This is a genomic window from Mycobacterium sp. 852002-53434_SCH5985345, from assembly GCF_001667155.1.
In the GTDB taxonomy this organism is placed as follows: domain Bacteria; phylum Actinomycetota; class Actinomycetes; order Mycobacteriales; family Mycobacteriaceae; genus Mycobacterium.
In genome coordinates this window covers 73,757-86,750 of sequence record NZ_LZIE01000063.1, presented here as the reverse complement: position 1 = coordinate 86,750, position 12,994 = coordinate 73,757, and the positions used below count along the sequence as shown (strand labels likewise).

Annotated in this window: 11 protein-coding genes; 2 read left to right on the top strand and 9 right to left on the bottom strand. The window is 68.5% G+C overall.

Annotation, left to right across the window (positions count from 1 at the left end):
* Window positions 1-8: 8 nt before the first annotated feature.
* Window positions 9-785: a class II aldolase/adducin family protein gene (locus A5756_RS15495; RefSeq protein WP_197505378.1), complete on the bottom strand. Its 777-nt coding sequence runs from the start codon at window positions 783-785 to the stop codon at window positions 9-11.
* Window positions 782-2,377 carry a class I adenylate-forming enzyme family protein gene (locus A5756_RS15490; protein WP_066953769.1) on the bottom strand — a complete coding sequence of 532 codons (1,596 nt, stop codon included), beginning with the start codon at window positions 2,375-2,377 and terminating at the stop codon, window positions 782-784. Before A5756_RS15490 ends, A5756_RS15495 begins: the two co-directional genes overlap by 4 nt.
* 561 nt (window positions 2,378-2,938) lie before the next feature.
* Between A5756_RS15490 and A5756_RS15485 the strand changes: the two genes are divergently transcribed.
* On the top strand, window positions 2,939-3,298 hold the full coding sequence (locus A5756_RS15485) for an SHOCT domain-containing protein (RefSeq protein WP_066953765.1): 360 nt from the start codon (window positions 2,939-2,941) through the stop codon (window positions 3,296-3,298).
* Here A5756_RS15485 and A5756_RS15480 read toward each other — a convergent pair.
* From A5756_RS15480 to A5756_RS15465, 4 genes are read right to left on the bottom strand one after another with little or no spacing between them, the layout of a single operon-like run.
* Window positions 3,275-3,790, bottom strand: a complete 516-nt coding sequence (locus tag A5756_RS15480; RefSeq protein ID WP_066953762.1) for a hypothetical protein — start codon at window positions 3,788-3,790, stop codon at window positions 3,275-3,277. The genes A5756_RS15485 and A5756_RS15480 overlap by 24 nt on opposite strands.
* Window positions 3,783-5,150, bottom strand: coding sequence for a molybdopterin-dependent oxidoreductase (locus A5756_RS15475; protein WP_082959060.1), 1,368 nt, complete (start codon window positions 5,148-5,150; stop codon window positions 3,783-3,785). Before A5756_RS15475 ends, A5756_RS15480 begins: the two co-directional genes overlap by 8 nt.
* A gap of 60 nt (window positions 5,151-5,210) precedes the next feature.
* Entirely contained in the window at window positions 5,211-6,605 is a 1,395-nt protein-coding gene (locus A5756_RS15470) for a fatty acid desaturase (RefSeq protein ID WP_369828656.1), read from the bottom strand.
* Window positions 6,606-6,633: 28 nt separating this feature from the next.
* Window positions 6,634-7,731, bottom strand: coding sequence for a ferredoxin reductase (locus tag A5756_RS15465; protein ID WP_066953756.1), 1,098 nt, complete (start codon window positions 7,729-7,731; stop codon window positions 6,634-6,636).
* A gap of 256 nt (window positions 7,732-7,987) precedes the next feature.
* On the opposite strand from A5756_RS15465, the gene A5756_RS15460 reads away from it, so the two are divergent.
* Window positions 7,988-8,863 (top strand): DMT family transporter, encoded by an 876-nt coding sequence (locus A5756_RS15460; protein ID WP_231989152.1) that lies wholly within the window; start codon window positions 7,988-7,990, stop codon window positions 8,861-8,863.
* Here the strand turns inward: A5756_RS15460 and fadD1 are convergent.
* The 3 genes from fadD1 to A5756_RS15445 are packed head-to-tail and all read right to left on the bottom strand — an operon-like array spanning window position 8,839 to window position 12,970.
* Window positions 8,839-10,428 (bottom strand): fatty-acid--CoA ligase FadD1, encoded by a 1,590-nt coding sequence (gene fadD1, locus A5756_RS15455; RefSeq protein ID WP_066953753.1) that lies wholly within the window; start codon window positions 10,426-10,428, stop codon window positions 8,839-8,841. The genes A5756_RS15460 and fadD1 overlap by 25 nt on opposite strands.
* On the bottom strand, window positions 10,425-12,017 hold the full coding sequence (locus tag A5756_RS15450; RefSeq protein WP_066953750.1) for an NAD(P)/FAD-dependent oxidoreductase: 1,593 nt from the start codon (window positions 12,015-12,017) through the stop codon (window positions 10,425-10,427). The genes fadD1 and A5756_RS15450 overlap by 4 nt, the downstream gene beginning before the upstream one ends.
* Complete coding sequence (locus tag A5756_RS15445) at window positions 12,014-12,970, bottom strand: alpha/beta hydrolase (protein ID WP_066953963.1); 957 nt, start codon at window positions 12,968-12,970, stop codon at window positions 12,014-12,016. The genes A5756_RS15450 and A5756_RS15445 overlap by 4 nt, the downstream gene beginning before the upstream one ends.
* Window positions 12,971-12,994 lie beyond the last annotated feature (24 nt).

Here is a 12,994-nt window from a genome sequence, read left to right as displayed (position 1 = left end):
CACGCTCATCACTTCAGCACATCGGGGTCGGCCTTGATGGTCATCCTGGCCGCCCCCGCCCAGTACACGTCTGCGGCGCGTTCGACGAGCGACCGCTGCATGCCCGCCATGTCGGACCACTTCATGGCCACCGGCTGGATGCCGGTGAGCAGCACGTCGTAGGCCAGCTTGCATACCCGTTCGATCGACGCCGCCCGGTAGACGGCTTCGGGCAGATTGCGGCCGGTGGCGATGACGCCGTGGTTGGCCAGGATGGTCAGGTTCGCGGGCCCGATGCGGGCCGCCAGTTCGGCCGCGCGGCCGGGGCTGTCGATCTCGCCGTCGTAGGTGTCCACCAGGCACAGGTCATCGAGGAACAACGAACCGGTCTGGTGCACCAATTCGGGCAGCCTGCCCAGCGCCGCGAGCACGCAGACGTAGTACGGGTGATTGTGGATGACTACCCGGGCGTCGTCGCGGACGCGGTGCAGCTCGGTGTGGATGTGGATGGCCGGAGTGACATCCCAACGCCCGCGCAACACTTGGGCGTCGGCGTCGACGACGCAGATATCGGACGCGGTGATTTCCTGCCACCACAGCCCCCACGGATTGACGAACATCTGCGTCTGTCCGTCCGGCTGCCAGGTGATGTGTCCCGCCATGTTCTCGGCGAATCCGATGCCGGCCAGGTGGCGGAAAGCCACCGCGAGCGCCTGCTCCTCGGACAGCTCGACGCCGATCGGCGGGACCACCGAAGGCGCCCACACTTCCAGGCCGCCCCGGCGCGGGTTAGGGGCATTCGTCATGAGGCCTCCGTTCTGGCTCGAATATCCTCGCGCAGCCGGCCTTTGGCAACCTTCCCGCCGGAAGATCGTGGCAGCTCATCGACGACGATCAGTCGCTCGGGCAGTAGCTCCTTCGACACTCCCAGCGACAGCAGGTGTTCGACCAGCGCGGGCAGGTCCAGGGTGGCCGCGTCGACGAGTTCGGCGTAGAGGCAGACCTTTTCGCCGAACACCGGATCGGGCATCGCCACGGCGGCCGCCACCGCGACGGCGGGGTGGGTTGTGACGGCATCTTCGACCTGGGTCGCGCTGATGTTCTTGCCGCCGCGCAGGATGAAGTCGGAGGTTCGCCCGGTGACGGTCAGATAGCCGTCCGCGTCGATTTCGCAGATGTCGCCCATGCGCATCCACCCGTCGCGGGTGAACAGCTTGTCGTGGTCGGTCCCGCCGAGGTAGCCGAGGCTGGTCGCGGGGCCGCGGCATGCGGGCTGGCCCCGTCCCGTCGCGGTGACGTCCCGTTCCCCGTCGAAGAGCCGGACGGCCATCTCGGGGACGATCCGGCCACCGGTGCGCAGCCGGCGTTCGCGTGGGTCATCGATCGTGGTCGCGCTCAGCATCCCGGTTTCGTTCGAGCCGTAGAACTGCAGAATCGTCGCACCGGTGAGCTCCTCGAACTCGACCGCCGGCCGGTATGGCAGCGCCTCGCCGCCGGTGAACACGACGCGCAGCGAACTCAGGTCGTACCCGCGGGTGGCGGGGTCGGCCATCAGCATGGTCAATTGTGTGCTGACACAACACAACACGCTGACCTTGTGCCGGGATATCGCCTCGCAGGTCGCCCTCGTGCTGAACCGTTCCAGGATCACCGCGGTGCCGCCGAGATAGATCGGCGTGGTGTGGCTGGTCCACAGTCCGAAGCCGAATGGCGTCGGTATGACGGGCAGGAACGTGTCCTCCGGCGTCAGCCGCCCGTTGGCGACGGCCTTCTGGTGGAAGTAGTACCAACGATTCTGGGTGTGCACCACACACTTGGGCACGCCGGTGGTCCCGGACGTGGAGTTGATGAGGAAGACATCGTCTGGCCCGAGTCGGGACTCGCCGGTAAGCGCCCTGGGCGCCACCCGGATGTTCAGTCGCGGCGCGCCGGCGTCACCGCTCAAGACCAGGGTGGGCAGCGAAAGCTCGTGGGCGACAGTCGCCGCTTCCCCGCCGCGCCGCTGATCGCTGATCAGGATGTCCGGCTGCGCGCCGCGCAGTATCGCCGTGACCTCACGGGTGCCGGCGCGCGCCCCGACACCGACGACGACGGCCCCGCACCGCTCGATCGCCACGAACAGCACGTGCAGGGCGGCGGAGTCACCGTGCCACACCGCCACCCGGCCGCCGGGCGATATCCCCGCCCCGGCCAGCTGTTCGGCCAGATCGCTTGCCGCCCGGTCGAATTCACGCCACGTCAGCGCCGTCCCCGGATGGTCGACGTAGGCGAAGCGGTCCGGTGACCCTTCGGCGTTGCTACGCACCGCGTCCGACAGCGTCGTGTCAGACCAATAGCCCGCGGCCCGGAACCGGGCCGGATCCTCGTCGGTGAATGCCGGCGGGCCCACGGTCTGCATGAGCAGATGATAGGGAAGCCCACGGGCGGCCCCGCCCGGTGACGCCCGCTAGGGGTTCTGCGGCGCCGGAGCCGGAGCGGCGTGCTGCGGGTCACCGGCAATCGCGGGTGGACGCGGGCGCGGCGGCTGGTGGCAGTGCTGAGTGCAGCCGCAGTTGAGGCCGATGATGCAACCGCCCCCGCCGACGGGCTGCACCGGCAAGGCCCCACCAGGGGTCGGCGGCGCCGGCGTCACGCTCGATGAAGATGCGACCGAAATGGCCGCGTCGCCGGCCGACCAACCGAAGGCCAGGACCAGCGCGGCCCCGCAGGCACACAGCGCCGCCGCAGTCCTGGCCTGTCCGTTTCCCACGCCTCCCCACTTTAGTTACTCGCCGCGCGATGCGCAGAGCGCGCGCGGACTTGAAAGAACACTCATAGAAATCGCCAAGAATCCTCCAAGGGCGGTCCCCCACGGTGAAGTCTGCCCAGTGCGCTTTGGGATCGGTAGCGCCACGGGGCGTTTGCACTTGCCCCACCAACGCTGTGACCCCGCAGCGACCTACCCGGAGGTACATCGCCAATGAGAAGCAAGGTCGTCGTGCTACTGGCCGGCGGGATGCTTGCGGTAGTGCTGCTGACACGCTATTTCGCGCTGAGCCGAGCCGGCGTGCCGTTGGGGTGGATGCTCTACCTCGGCCTGCCCGTCACCGGCGCCGGCGTGCTGTTCGCCCTGCGGCTTATCGAACTGGGCTCGGGGTGGAGCACGAAGAGCGCGACCCTGCAGCACAACGGCGGCGCCCACGCCCACCCGGCCGCGCTCCCGCTCTCCGAGCCGCCGCTTTCCGAGCGCCTCAGGCAGCTGGACGAACTGCACGCCAGAGGCGCGATCTCCGACACCGAGTACAGCGCCCGGCGGCTACACATCATCGCCGACATCTAGGTCGGCCGCGTCAGTGCGCCGGCGCGCCGTCGCCACGCGGATCGCGTAGATCGTGGCGCTGACCCCGAACAGCGCCGCAGTCAGCAGGAGCCAGCGCCCCAGAAAGGGGTCCTGCGTCTGACCGGTGGCAGCCGAATAGGTGGCGCCGCCCTGCTTGATGATGCCCGGAAGGAACACCAGCAGCGTCAGCCCCGCACCCAGCGCGGGCACCCGGATGTAGTTGATCGCCGGCGGCGTTGCGGGCCGGACAACGGTCCGAGAGAGCAGCCCGTCGAAAAACGCATAGATCGGGAACAACACCAGGTCGTGGGCGACGATGGCGGCGGCGAACCACACGATTATCGACTGCCACCACACTTGTGGGTTCCACAGTGCGACCGGTTTGATCATGACCACGACGTAGCCCAAGAGCGCAAACCCGGCGATCAGGGTCAGCAGATGCACCGGGCGAGACCCGTAGAGCTTTGCGAAACCCGCTCGGGCGCTAGACATTTGCGGCCGCCCGGAAGGCTATCGACTCCACCCACTTGGTGTTGTGCACCCCGGGCAGCGCCGGCACGATGATGCGCGCCGGGAAGCCGTGATCCGGGGACAGGTCGGCGCCGTTGACGCGCAATGCCAGCAGCGCGTCGGGGTGCAGCACCTGGTTCCGCTGCAGTGTCGCTCGGCCGAATGCGCCGGAGCGCTCCAGCGATGAGACGAGCGCCGACTCCGGCGTGGGAACGCCGGCGAGCCGGGTCAGGTCCGCCAGCCGCACCCCGGTCCAGGTCTGGGTGGTCGACCAGCCTTCCACGCAGGCGATCGGCAGGACGGCGGTGTGCTGCGGCATGGCCAGCAGCGCCACGCGGTCCAGCACCACGCGGCGGGGACCGCCGGTCAGGGTGAGCCGCCAGCGCTCGCCGGTGTTCTCGGCGGAAATGCCGGCGACTACCGCGGTTCGGTTGATCTCGAAGTCGCTGGGCCCGTCGCCACGGGTGCGCCCACGCGGCAGCAGCAGCGCGGCGGGTCGCGCGAAACCACCCAGCGTCTGGCCCGCGGTGATGACGGCCATGAACAGCGCGCCGCCACCCACCAGCGCGAGCGCCCCGCGGCGGCTCATCGTCGCGGGGTGCGGGTCCGCGGCGACCAGCCCGTCCGGCTCCCACGCCTGGGCTGCAGTGTTCGCACGCCGGGTGCGCAGGACGTCGCGCGGTGCGATCGAGCGCAGGCCCGACCACATGGTCGGGATCTTGATCGCGATATGCACGACGAATCCGGCGATGAACACCCACGCGCCGAAGTAATGCGCGGTGTAGAAGCTGAATCCGAAGATGTAGTCGTACTGGATGTTCAGCACACCCGTCACGATCTCGAACAGGACGCCCCCGACCAGCATCAGCAGCGAAACCCGTTCCAGCAGTTGGGCTATCGATCGGGCCGGCGGCCATGCGAACAGCCTCGGTATCACCGACCAGAGCTTGGCGAGCACCACCGGGATCAGGACCAGCCCGAGCCCGACGTGCAGTCCTTGGGTCAGCCGATACAGCCATGACGGGTTGGTGGGCCAATCGAACGTGGGCAGCTTGAGCCAACCGACGTCGCCCGGGATGGCTTGGCCGAACCGGGGTCCGTAGGCGATGTACGAAAGCAGACCGGTGACGATGACGACCGGCAGCGTGACCAGTAGCACCGAACCGAACACGGATGTCAGCCACGGACCCCGCAGCGGGCTGCGCCACCGTTGTGCTTGCCTGACACCCGGCGGCGGGTGCTTGTCCAGCAAGCTCCACAGCCGCGCCGGAAACCCGAAGCCGCCGGAATCGGCCGTCGGCTCGGTCTCTTCGCTGTCGGACCCGCGGATGCCCTGCACCATCGATGATCATCCACGACCGGCCGACGGAAATGGTTCAGATTCGCGGATCAGCGCCGCGCGTCAGTCCTTGCCCCGCGGCGGGGGCTCCACCTCGACGCCCGTGGAAACGTGTTCGGGCCCCGCGGCCGGGTGTTCGGCGGGGACACGCTCACGGAACCGCGTGCCCTCGCTGGGCCGATCGGGATCGGGTCGATGCACGTTGCCGTGGTAGGGGCCCGGCTTCGGCCGTGGCTTTCCGCCCGGGAAGGCCAGGCGGAATATGCTGCGGTGCACCATCCACCACTGCTTCGAGAAACGGCCGGAGTTGTACGGCAACTCGTAGCGCTCGCAGATTTCCTTGACCTGCGGCGCGATTTCCGAGTATCGACTGCTCGGCATGTCCGGGTAGAGGTGGTGCTCGACCTGATAACCGAGATTGCCGCTGATGATGTGGAACAGCGGGCCGCCATCGATGTTCGCGGCGCCCAGCAATTGGCGTACATACCAGCCACCGCGGCTTTCGTTCTCGACTTCGTCCTGCGTGAACGTGTACGTCTGGTCGGGGAAATGGCCGCAGAAGATGATCGCGTGGGCCCACACGTTGCGGATGACGTTGGCCAGCGCGTCGGCGGTCAGGGTGCGCAGGTAGGTGCTTTCGACGCCGGGCGCGACCTTGTCGAGGAAGTTCGCCGCCTTGGCGGCCCTGCCCTTGTTGGACACCCGACGGATCCGCCTGCCGATGCGGGACCGCGCCGGCTGCTCGAGCCGGCCGCGCAACGCCAGCTGGGTCAGGGCGAAGGCCCCGGCGCTGATGGCCGGCCACCCGAGGTAGTCCTTGTAGATCTGCGCGCGGGCCTTCACGCCGATGCCTCTGAGGTCCTTGCGCACCTCCGACCACGGCTTCTCGCGTTTGCGTATCGCGTCGATGTCCATGTCGTGGACGGCAACGCCCCACTCGAACAGCAGCGTCAGCAGCAGGTTGTAGATCGGTTGGCCCAGATAGCGCGGAGCCCACTTCTGGTTGGGGTCGATGCGCATGATCTCGTAGCCGAGATCCTTGTCCTTGCCGAGGATGTTCGTGAAGGTGTGATGGATGTAGTTGTGGGAGTGCTTCCACGACTCGGCGGTCGACGCGGTGTCCCAGTCCCACACCGACGAGTGGATGTCGGGATCGTTCATCCAATCCCATTGGCCGTGCATCACGTTGTGGCCGATCTCCATGTTCTCCAGGATCTTGGCCATGGACAGGCAGGCGGTGCCCAGCAGCCACGCGGTCTTCGAGCGCGATGCCAGCAACAGCACCCGGCCGGCCACGACGATCTGACGTTGTGCCGAGATGACGTTCTTGATGTAGCGCCGGTCGCGGTCGCCGAGATCGGCGAACACGTCGTCGTGGATCGCGTCGAATTCCTTTGCGAGCTTTTCGAGTTCTTGCTCCCCCAGTCGGGACAGCGGGCTCTCCCCGGCCCTCTTCACGGCAGTTGTCACAAGCCGCTCCTTTCGATCAGAGTTCGAGTTCGACGTCGCCCTCGGCGGTGTTGATGCAGATTCGGACGTCCTGTTCGGTCGGTTCGATCACGTCACCCGAGCGCAGGTCGCGCAGCTTGCCTGACTTCAGCGTGCCGACACAGGTGTGGCAGATGCCGATCCGGCAGCCGAATGCGAGGTTGAGGCCGGCCTTCTCGCCCGCCTCGAGAATCGATGTGCCGCCGTCACATTCGACTTTCTTGTCGCTGTCAAGGAAGCAGACCGTGCCCCCCTCGCCGGCGTTGGCGTCGCCGCCAATCTTCGGTTGGAACCGCTCGAAGTGCAGGCGTTCGCGATCCCCGTTTTCTTCCCAGTGCTCGATCAGGGCGTCGAGCATCTCGCCGGGTCCCGAACAGAACGCCTCGCGCTCGCGCCAGTCGGGGCACACCTCATCGAGGTCCTCGGGTGTCAGTCGCCCCTGTTCGGAGGTGAGGCGCAGGTCCAGCCGCATCCCGTCGTGGCGGCCGGCGAGCTCTTCGAGCGCCTCGGCGAACATGACCTGCTCGCGGGTGCGCGCGGAGTGAATGACCAGCACGTCGCCCATCTCGTCGCGGCTATCGAGGCTGCGCAGCATGCTGATGATCGGCGTGATGCCGCTGCCGGCGCTGATGAACAGCATCTTGTCCGGCACGGGCTCGGGCAGGGTGAAGACGCCCTCGATCTCGCCGAGCCGCACCAGATCGCCGGGCTGAATTTTGTGGACGAGATACGGCGACACGGCGCCGCCGTCGACCCTCTTGGGCGTGACGCTGATGAGTCCGTCTTCGGGTGTGGGATCCGACGTCAGCGAGTACGCGCGCCAGTGGTAGACGCCGTCGATGACCACGCCGAGGCGCACATATTGACCGGGCTTGTGGCCCGGCCATTCGTATCCGGGGCGGATCAGAACGCTGGCCGCTTCCGAGCCCTGCTGCTCGATGGCTTCGACCTTCCCGCGCAGCTCCTTGGTGGTCCACAGCGGGTTGATCATCTCGAGGTAGTCGTCCGGCTGCAGCGGGCTGAACAAGCGCCGTACCGCGCGCAGGAACAACCGTCGTCCCCGTGGGACCTGGGGCTGGGCGCCTCGTTCAGCCATGCCGTCAGAGTACACAGTTGTACACTCACTTTAAACGTCCGTTTTGAATTGCCTTGTGGTGCATTGTTCAACAGACACTCAACGGCCATAGAAATTACGCATGGCTGTTCACTACTCGCGATCGGGACCTGGGTGGAGTTGACGCCATGCGTAGGTGAGACGTGCCCGGAGGGCACCCTGCCCAAACATTTGTTCAGAGAATTCTCAGCCGGCCGCTCGCCCGCGCCGCTCCGCGCCGACGCCTATTGTTCGAGGTGTGCTGATCGGCTTCCTCCTCGCGTTGGGTTGCTCGGTTTGTTACGGCACCGCGTCGGTGCTGCAGGCGGCGGCGACGCGATCGGTGGAAGCGGGCAGCGGCTCGGGCGTGGATACCGTGCTGTTGATGCGCGCCGCCCGGCAGTGGCGGTACCTCGTCGGCGTCGGCCTGGACGGCGTCGGCTTCCTCCTTCAAGTGGCGGCGCTGCGCCTGGTGCCGATCTACGTGGTCGCCGCGGCGTTGGCCGCCTCGATCGCCGTCACCGGCATCGCATCCGCCTGGCTGCTGTCGGCGCGGCTGTCTCCGTCCGAATGGACCGCGGTGGGTGTGGTCTGCGCGAGCCTGGTGATCCTCGCGCTCGCGGCCGGGCCCGGGCACTTCCGGCACGCCCCGGCCGGTCTCGGGTGGGCTCTGCTGGGCGTGGTGGCCGCGATATTCATCGCCGGTGCGGTGACGGGCCGACTCCCCGACCGGCCGCGCGCGCTGGCGCTGGGGCTGGCGGCGGGGACGGGCTTCGGGGTCATCGAGGTCGGCGTGCGGTTGATCGAGGTGATCGATCCGACCAAACGCGCCTTCTACACCAATCCGGCGCTGTACGCGGCGGCCGCCGGCGGGGCCGCGGGTTTCCTGCTGCTGACCTCCGCCCTGCACCGTGGGTCCGTGACCACGGCCGTCGCCGGGATGGTCGTCGGTGAAACCATCGCGCCCGCGTTCGTCGGAGTGGTGTGGCTGGGCGACAGCGCACGCGACGGGCTTGGCTGGCTGGTCATCGCGGGCTTTGTGGTGGCGGTGTCGGCGACACTCGTGCTGGCGCGGTTCGGGGAAGCGCCGCAGGAGGTTGCCGAATCGGCTCAGGCCGACGAAGCCGTCAGCTGACGGTAGGCCGTCCCGCGGGCCGGCCGGGTCCACAACACGCCACCCTCGGCGCTGACGCCGGCGGCCGTCAGCGCGCGCTTGAGGATCTTGTTGGTCGCCGTCGTCGGCAGCTCGGCATTGATGCGCACATACCGCGGCCAGGCCTTGGGCGACAGGTCCGGTTGCGCGGCGAGGAAGCTCGCGAAGTCGTCGGGCCCCAGCCGCGCCCCGTCTCGCAATACCAGGGCGGCCATCACCTGGTCGCCGACCCGCTCGTCGGGCACCGCGTAGACCGCGACCTGGCTCACCTCCGGCAGGCGTTCCAGGATCCGCTCGATCGGCCCCGCCGCCAGGTTCTCGCCGTCCACCCGCATCCAATCCGCGGTGCGGCCGGCCAGGTAGATCCAGCCGTCGGAGTCGCGGTAGGCCAGATCGCCCGACCAGTACATGCCGTGCCGCATCCGCTGCGCGGTGGCGGCCGGATCGTTGTAGTAGCCGACGAACGGGCCCGCGCCCTGGGTGTTCACGAGCTCGCCGACCGCGTCGTCGAAGTTCGTCAGCGCCCCGTGTTCGTCGAATTCCGCGACGGCGCACTCGGTGAGCGTCGACGGGTTGTAGATGCCGACTCCCGCGTATGGTTTGCCGATCGATCCGGGCGGGGTGCCGTCCTCGCGGACGACGATCACCGCGAACTCGCTGGAACCGAAGCTGTCCACCACGCGGCAACCGAAACGCCTTGCGAATTCGGCGATGTCGCGGTCGGTCGCCTCGTTGCCGAAAGCCACCCGCAGCGTGTTGTCGGCGTCGTCCGGCCGCTCGGGAGTGGACAGGATCAATGCGAGGGGCTTGCCGACGTAGTTGAGGTACGTCACGCGGTGGCGGCGCACGTCGTCGAGGAAGCGTGACGGCGAGAACCGGGCCGGGACCATGGTGGCGCCGGCACCGATCGCGACCGCCCATCCGGCGGCAATGCCGTTGGAGTGAAAGAGCGGCATCGACAGGTAGCAGACATCGTCGGCGGTGACGTCGTACTGGAAGATCAGGCTGGCACCGCACATGACCGCCATCGCGTGGGCGAGCCGGACGACCTTCGGATCACCACTGGTCCCCGAGGTGAAGATCATCATCAGCGTGTCCCCGCCGGTGACCTCGCGGTGCGGAACCAGGGGCGGCGCGGCGGCCACCAGTTCGGCGTAGCGCCGACCCGTCACGTCCAGCACCTGAATCCCGTTGAGGTCCAGGTGATCCAACAGTTCGCGGTGTTCCGGGTCGACGAGTAGCAGCTGGCAGTCGGACCGCCGGATGTCGGCCAGCAGCCCGGCCCCGCGCCGCGTGGTGTTGATCCCGCACAGCACATAGCCGCCCAGCGCGGCGGCGGCCATGGCGCGCAGCATCGCCGGGGAGTTGGGCAGCAGGGCCCCGACGTGCAGCGGACGCGCCGGGTCGGCGATCCCGATCAGCGCGGCGGCCTCCGCCTCCGCCTCGGCGAGGTGTTCGCGCCACGTCCAGGTGCGCTCGCCGGAGGCGAGGGCCGGGGCGTCGTCGTCACGGCGTTGCCGCAGCAGCTGCTGAACCGTCTCGATCATCGGGTGGTCAGCACCAGCCCGGCGTAGTGGCGACGCGCCACATCGTCGCAGTGCTGACGATAGGTGCCGAACCCACCGGCGTACGGCATGAAAATCCGTTTCTTGCCTTCGATATTGGCGCCCAGGTACCACGACGAGGCCGCTTTCGGGAAGAGTGTCCGCTCGGCCGCCTGCGCGACGTGGTCGGTCCAGGCCTCGGCGGCGTCGCGGCGCGGCTCCACCTCCGTCACCCCGAGGCGGCGGGCGGTCAACACCAGCTCGATGACCCAGTCGACCTGCACCTCGGCGTGCAGCACCATGTTGGCGAGCACCGACGGGCTGCCGGGGCCGCTGATGGTGAACAGGTTCGGCAGGCCGGGCACCATCAGCCCGAGGAAGGTCAGGGGGCCGTCGGCCCAGACGTCGCGCAGTCGCACTCCCCCGGGCCCCTCCGGGTCGATGCGGGTCAGCGCGCCGGTCAGCGCGTCGAAGCCGGTGGCGAAGATCAGCACGTCGCAGGGATAGGTCGCCGCGCTGGTTCGCACGCCGCCGGCGGTGACCGCCTCGATCGGCTCGCGGCGCAGGTTCACCAGCGACACGTTGTCGCGGTTGAACGCGGCGTAATAACCGCCGTCGGTGCAGATTCGCTTCGTCCCTATCGGGTGGTCGACGGGTATGAGGTCGGTGGCCACGACCGGATCCGCGACGATTTCGCGGATCCGCTCTTCGGCGAACTCCCGGGCGATGTGGTTGGCGGCGAGGTCGGAGTTCTGATCGGGGAACGTCTTCGCGAACAGCACCCCACCCTCGCGCCAGCGCCGCCACAGTGCCTCGGCGCGTTCCTGCGGTTCGGTGTCGACCGCGTTCTTGTGGTACGTGCCGTGCGGGGTGCCCGCGGCCGCATAGGCCGAGGCGCGGCGGCGCTCGGGATACTGCTCCCGGATCTGTTGCTGCTCCTCCGGCGTCCAGGGGCGGTTGGGCATCGGGATGCTGTAGTTCGCGGACCGCTGGAATACCACCAGCCGATCCGCCTGCGCGGCGACGATCGGAACCGCTTGGATGCCAGACGATCCCGTGCCGATCAGGCCGACGCGCTTGCCGCGGAAGTCGGGATCTTCGCGCGGCCACGCGGCGGTGAAGTACACCTCGCCCGCGAAATCGTCGACCCCAGGAATGTCAGGGCGGTTGACCGCCGACAGGCAGCCCGTCGCGCAGATCAGGAACTGCGCGGCGTAGGCCTGACCATCGCGCGCACGGACCCGCCATTGGCCTTGCTCGAACGCGGCGCCGTCGACGTCGACGCCGAATCGGTAGTGGCGGCGCAGATCGAACCGGTCGGCGACGTGGCGCAGGTAGGCCAGGATTTCCGGCTGGGCGGCGAAGCGTTCGGTCCACGTCCAGCTCTGCTGCAGTTCCTCGTCGAATGAGTAGGAGTAGTCGACACTTTCGACGTCGCACCGGGCGCCCGGGTACCGGTTCCAGTACCACGTGCCGCCCACGTCGGGCGCCGCCTCGAGGCCGAGCACCGACAGGCCCGCCGCCGCCGCCCGGTGCACGGCGTAGAGCCCGGCGAACCCCGCGCCGATGACGATCACGTCGGCTTGCGTCATGCCGACTCGCAGAGGGTGGGCTGCAGTAACTCCCGCAGGTCGGAACAGATCAGGTCACGCGCCGAGGCCGCCGGTGGAAACGACGGAATGGTCAGGAAGCCGTGGAACAGGTCCGGAAAGTCGCGGTGCACCACGCGCACGCCCGCCTCGCGCAACCGGCGCGCATAGCCGCAACCCTCGCTGTGCAACGGATCGAGGCCGGCGGTGACGATCACCGCGGGCGGCAGGTCGGCGTGCGACCCCGCGCGCGCCGGTGCCACCAGGTGGGCCTGCTCCGGAAGCGTTTGGGCGCCGAGATATTGCCGCCAATACCACTGCATGGCAGCGCTGGTGAGGAAGTGGCCGGTGGCGCAGCGTTGATAGCTTTCGGTGTCAAAAGACGGATCGATGGCCGGATAGATCAGGAGCTGCGCGGCCGGCCCGGCGACGGCACGTTCACGGCACAGGATGGCGGTGACCGCGGCGAGGTTGCCGCCGGCGCTGTCGCCGGCGATGGCGGTCCGCGCCGGGTCGATGCCGAGTTCGGACGCGTGGCCGACAACCCAGGAGAACGCCGCAAAGGCGTCCATGGCGGCCGCGGGGGCCGGGTGTTCGGGCGCGAGACGGTAGCCGACCGATACGACGACGGCCTGGGTGCCGCGGGCCAGGGCGCGGCAGAAGCCATCGTGGGAGTCGATGTCGCACAACACGAATCCGCCACCGTGGCAGAACACGACCGCGGCGCGGTCGTCCTGCGGCTCGCCGTGCGGGTAATAGACCCGCGCGGGGATGGTGCCGCCGGGCCCCGGGATCGACCGGTCTTCGGTGCGGTGGACGTCGTCGATGTTGTCGACGGGCTGGCGCCGCTGGGCGACGGCGGCGCGGGCCTGCGCGGCGGTCATGGCCTCGACGCGCGGGAATCCCGCGTCCAACTCGCGCAGCATCGCCTGGACGCCGTCAAACGGATCGTCCATGTACACCTCCCGAACTCCTCGTTG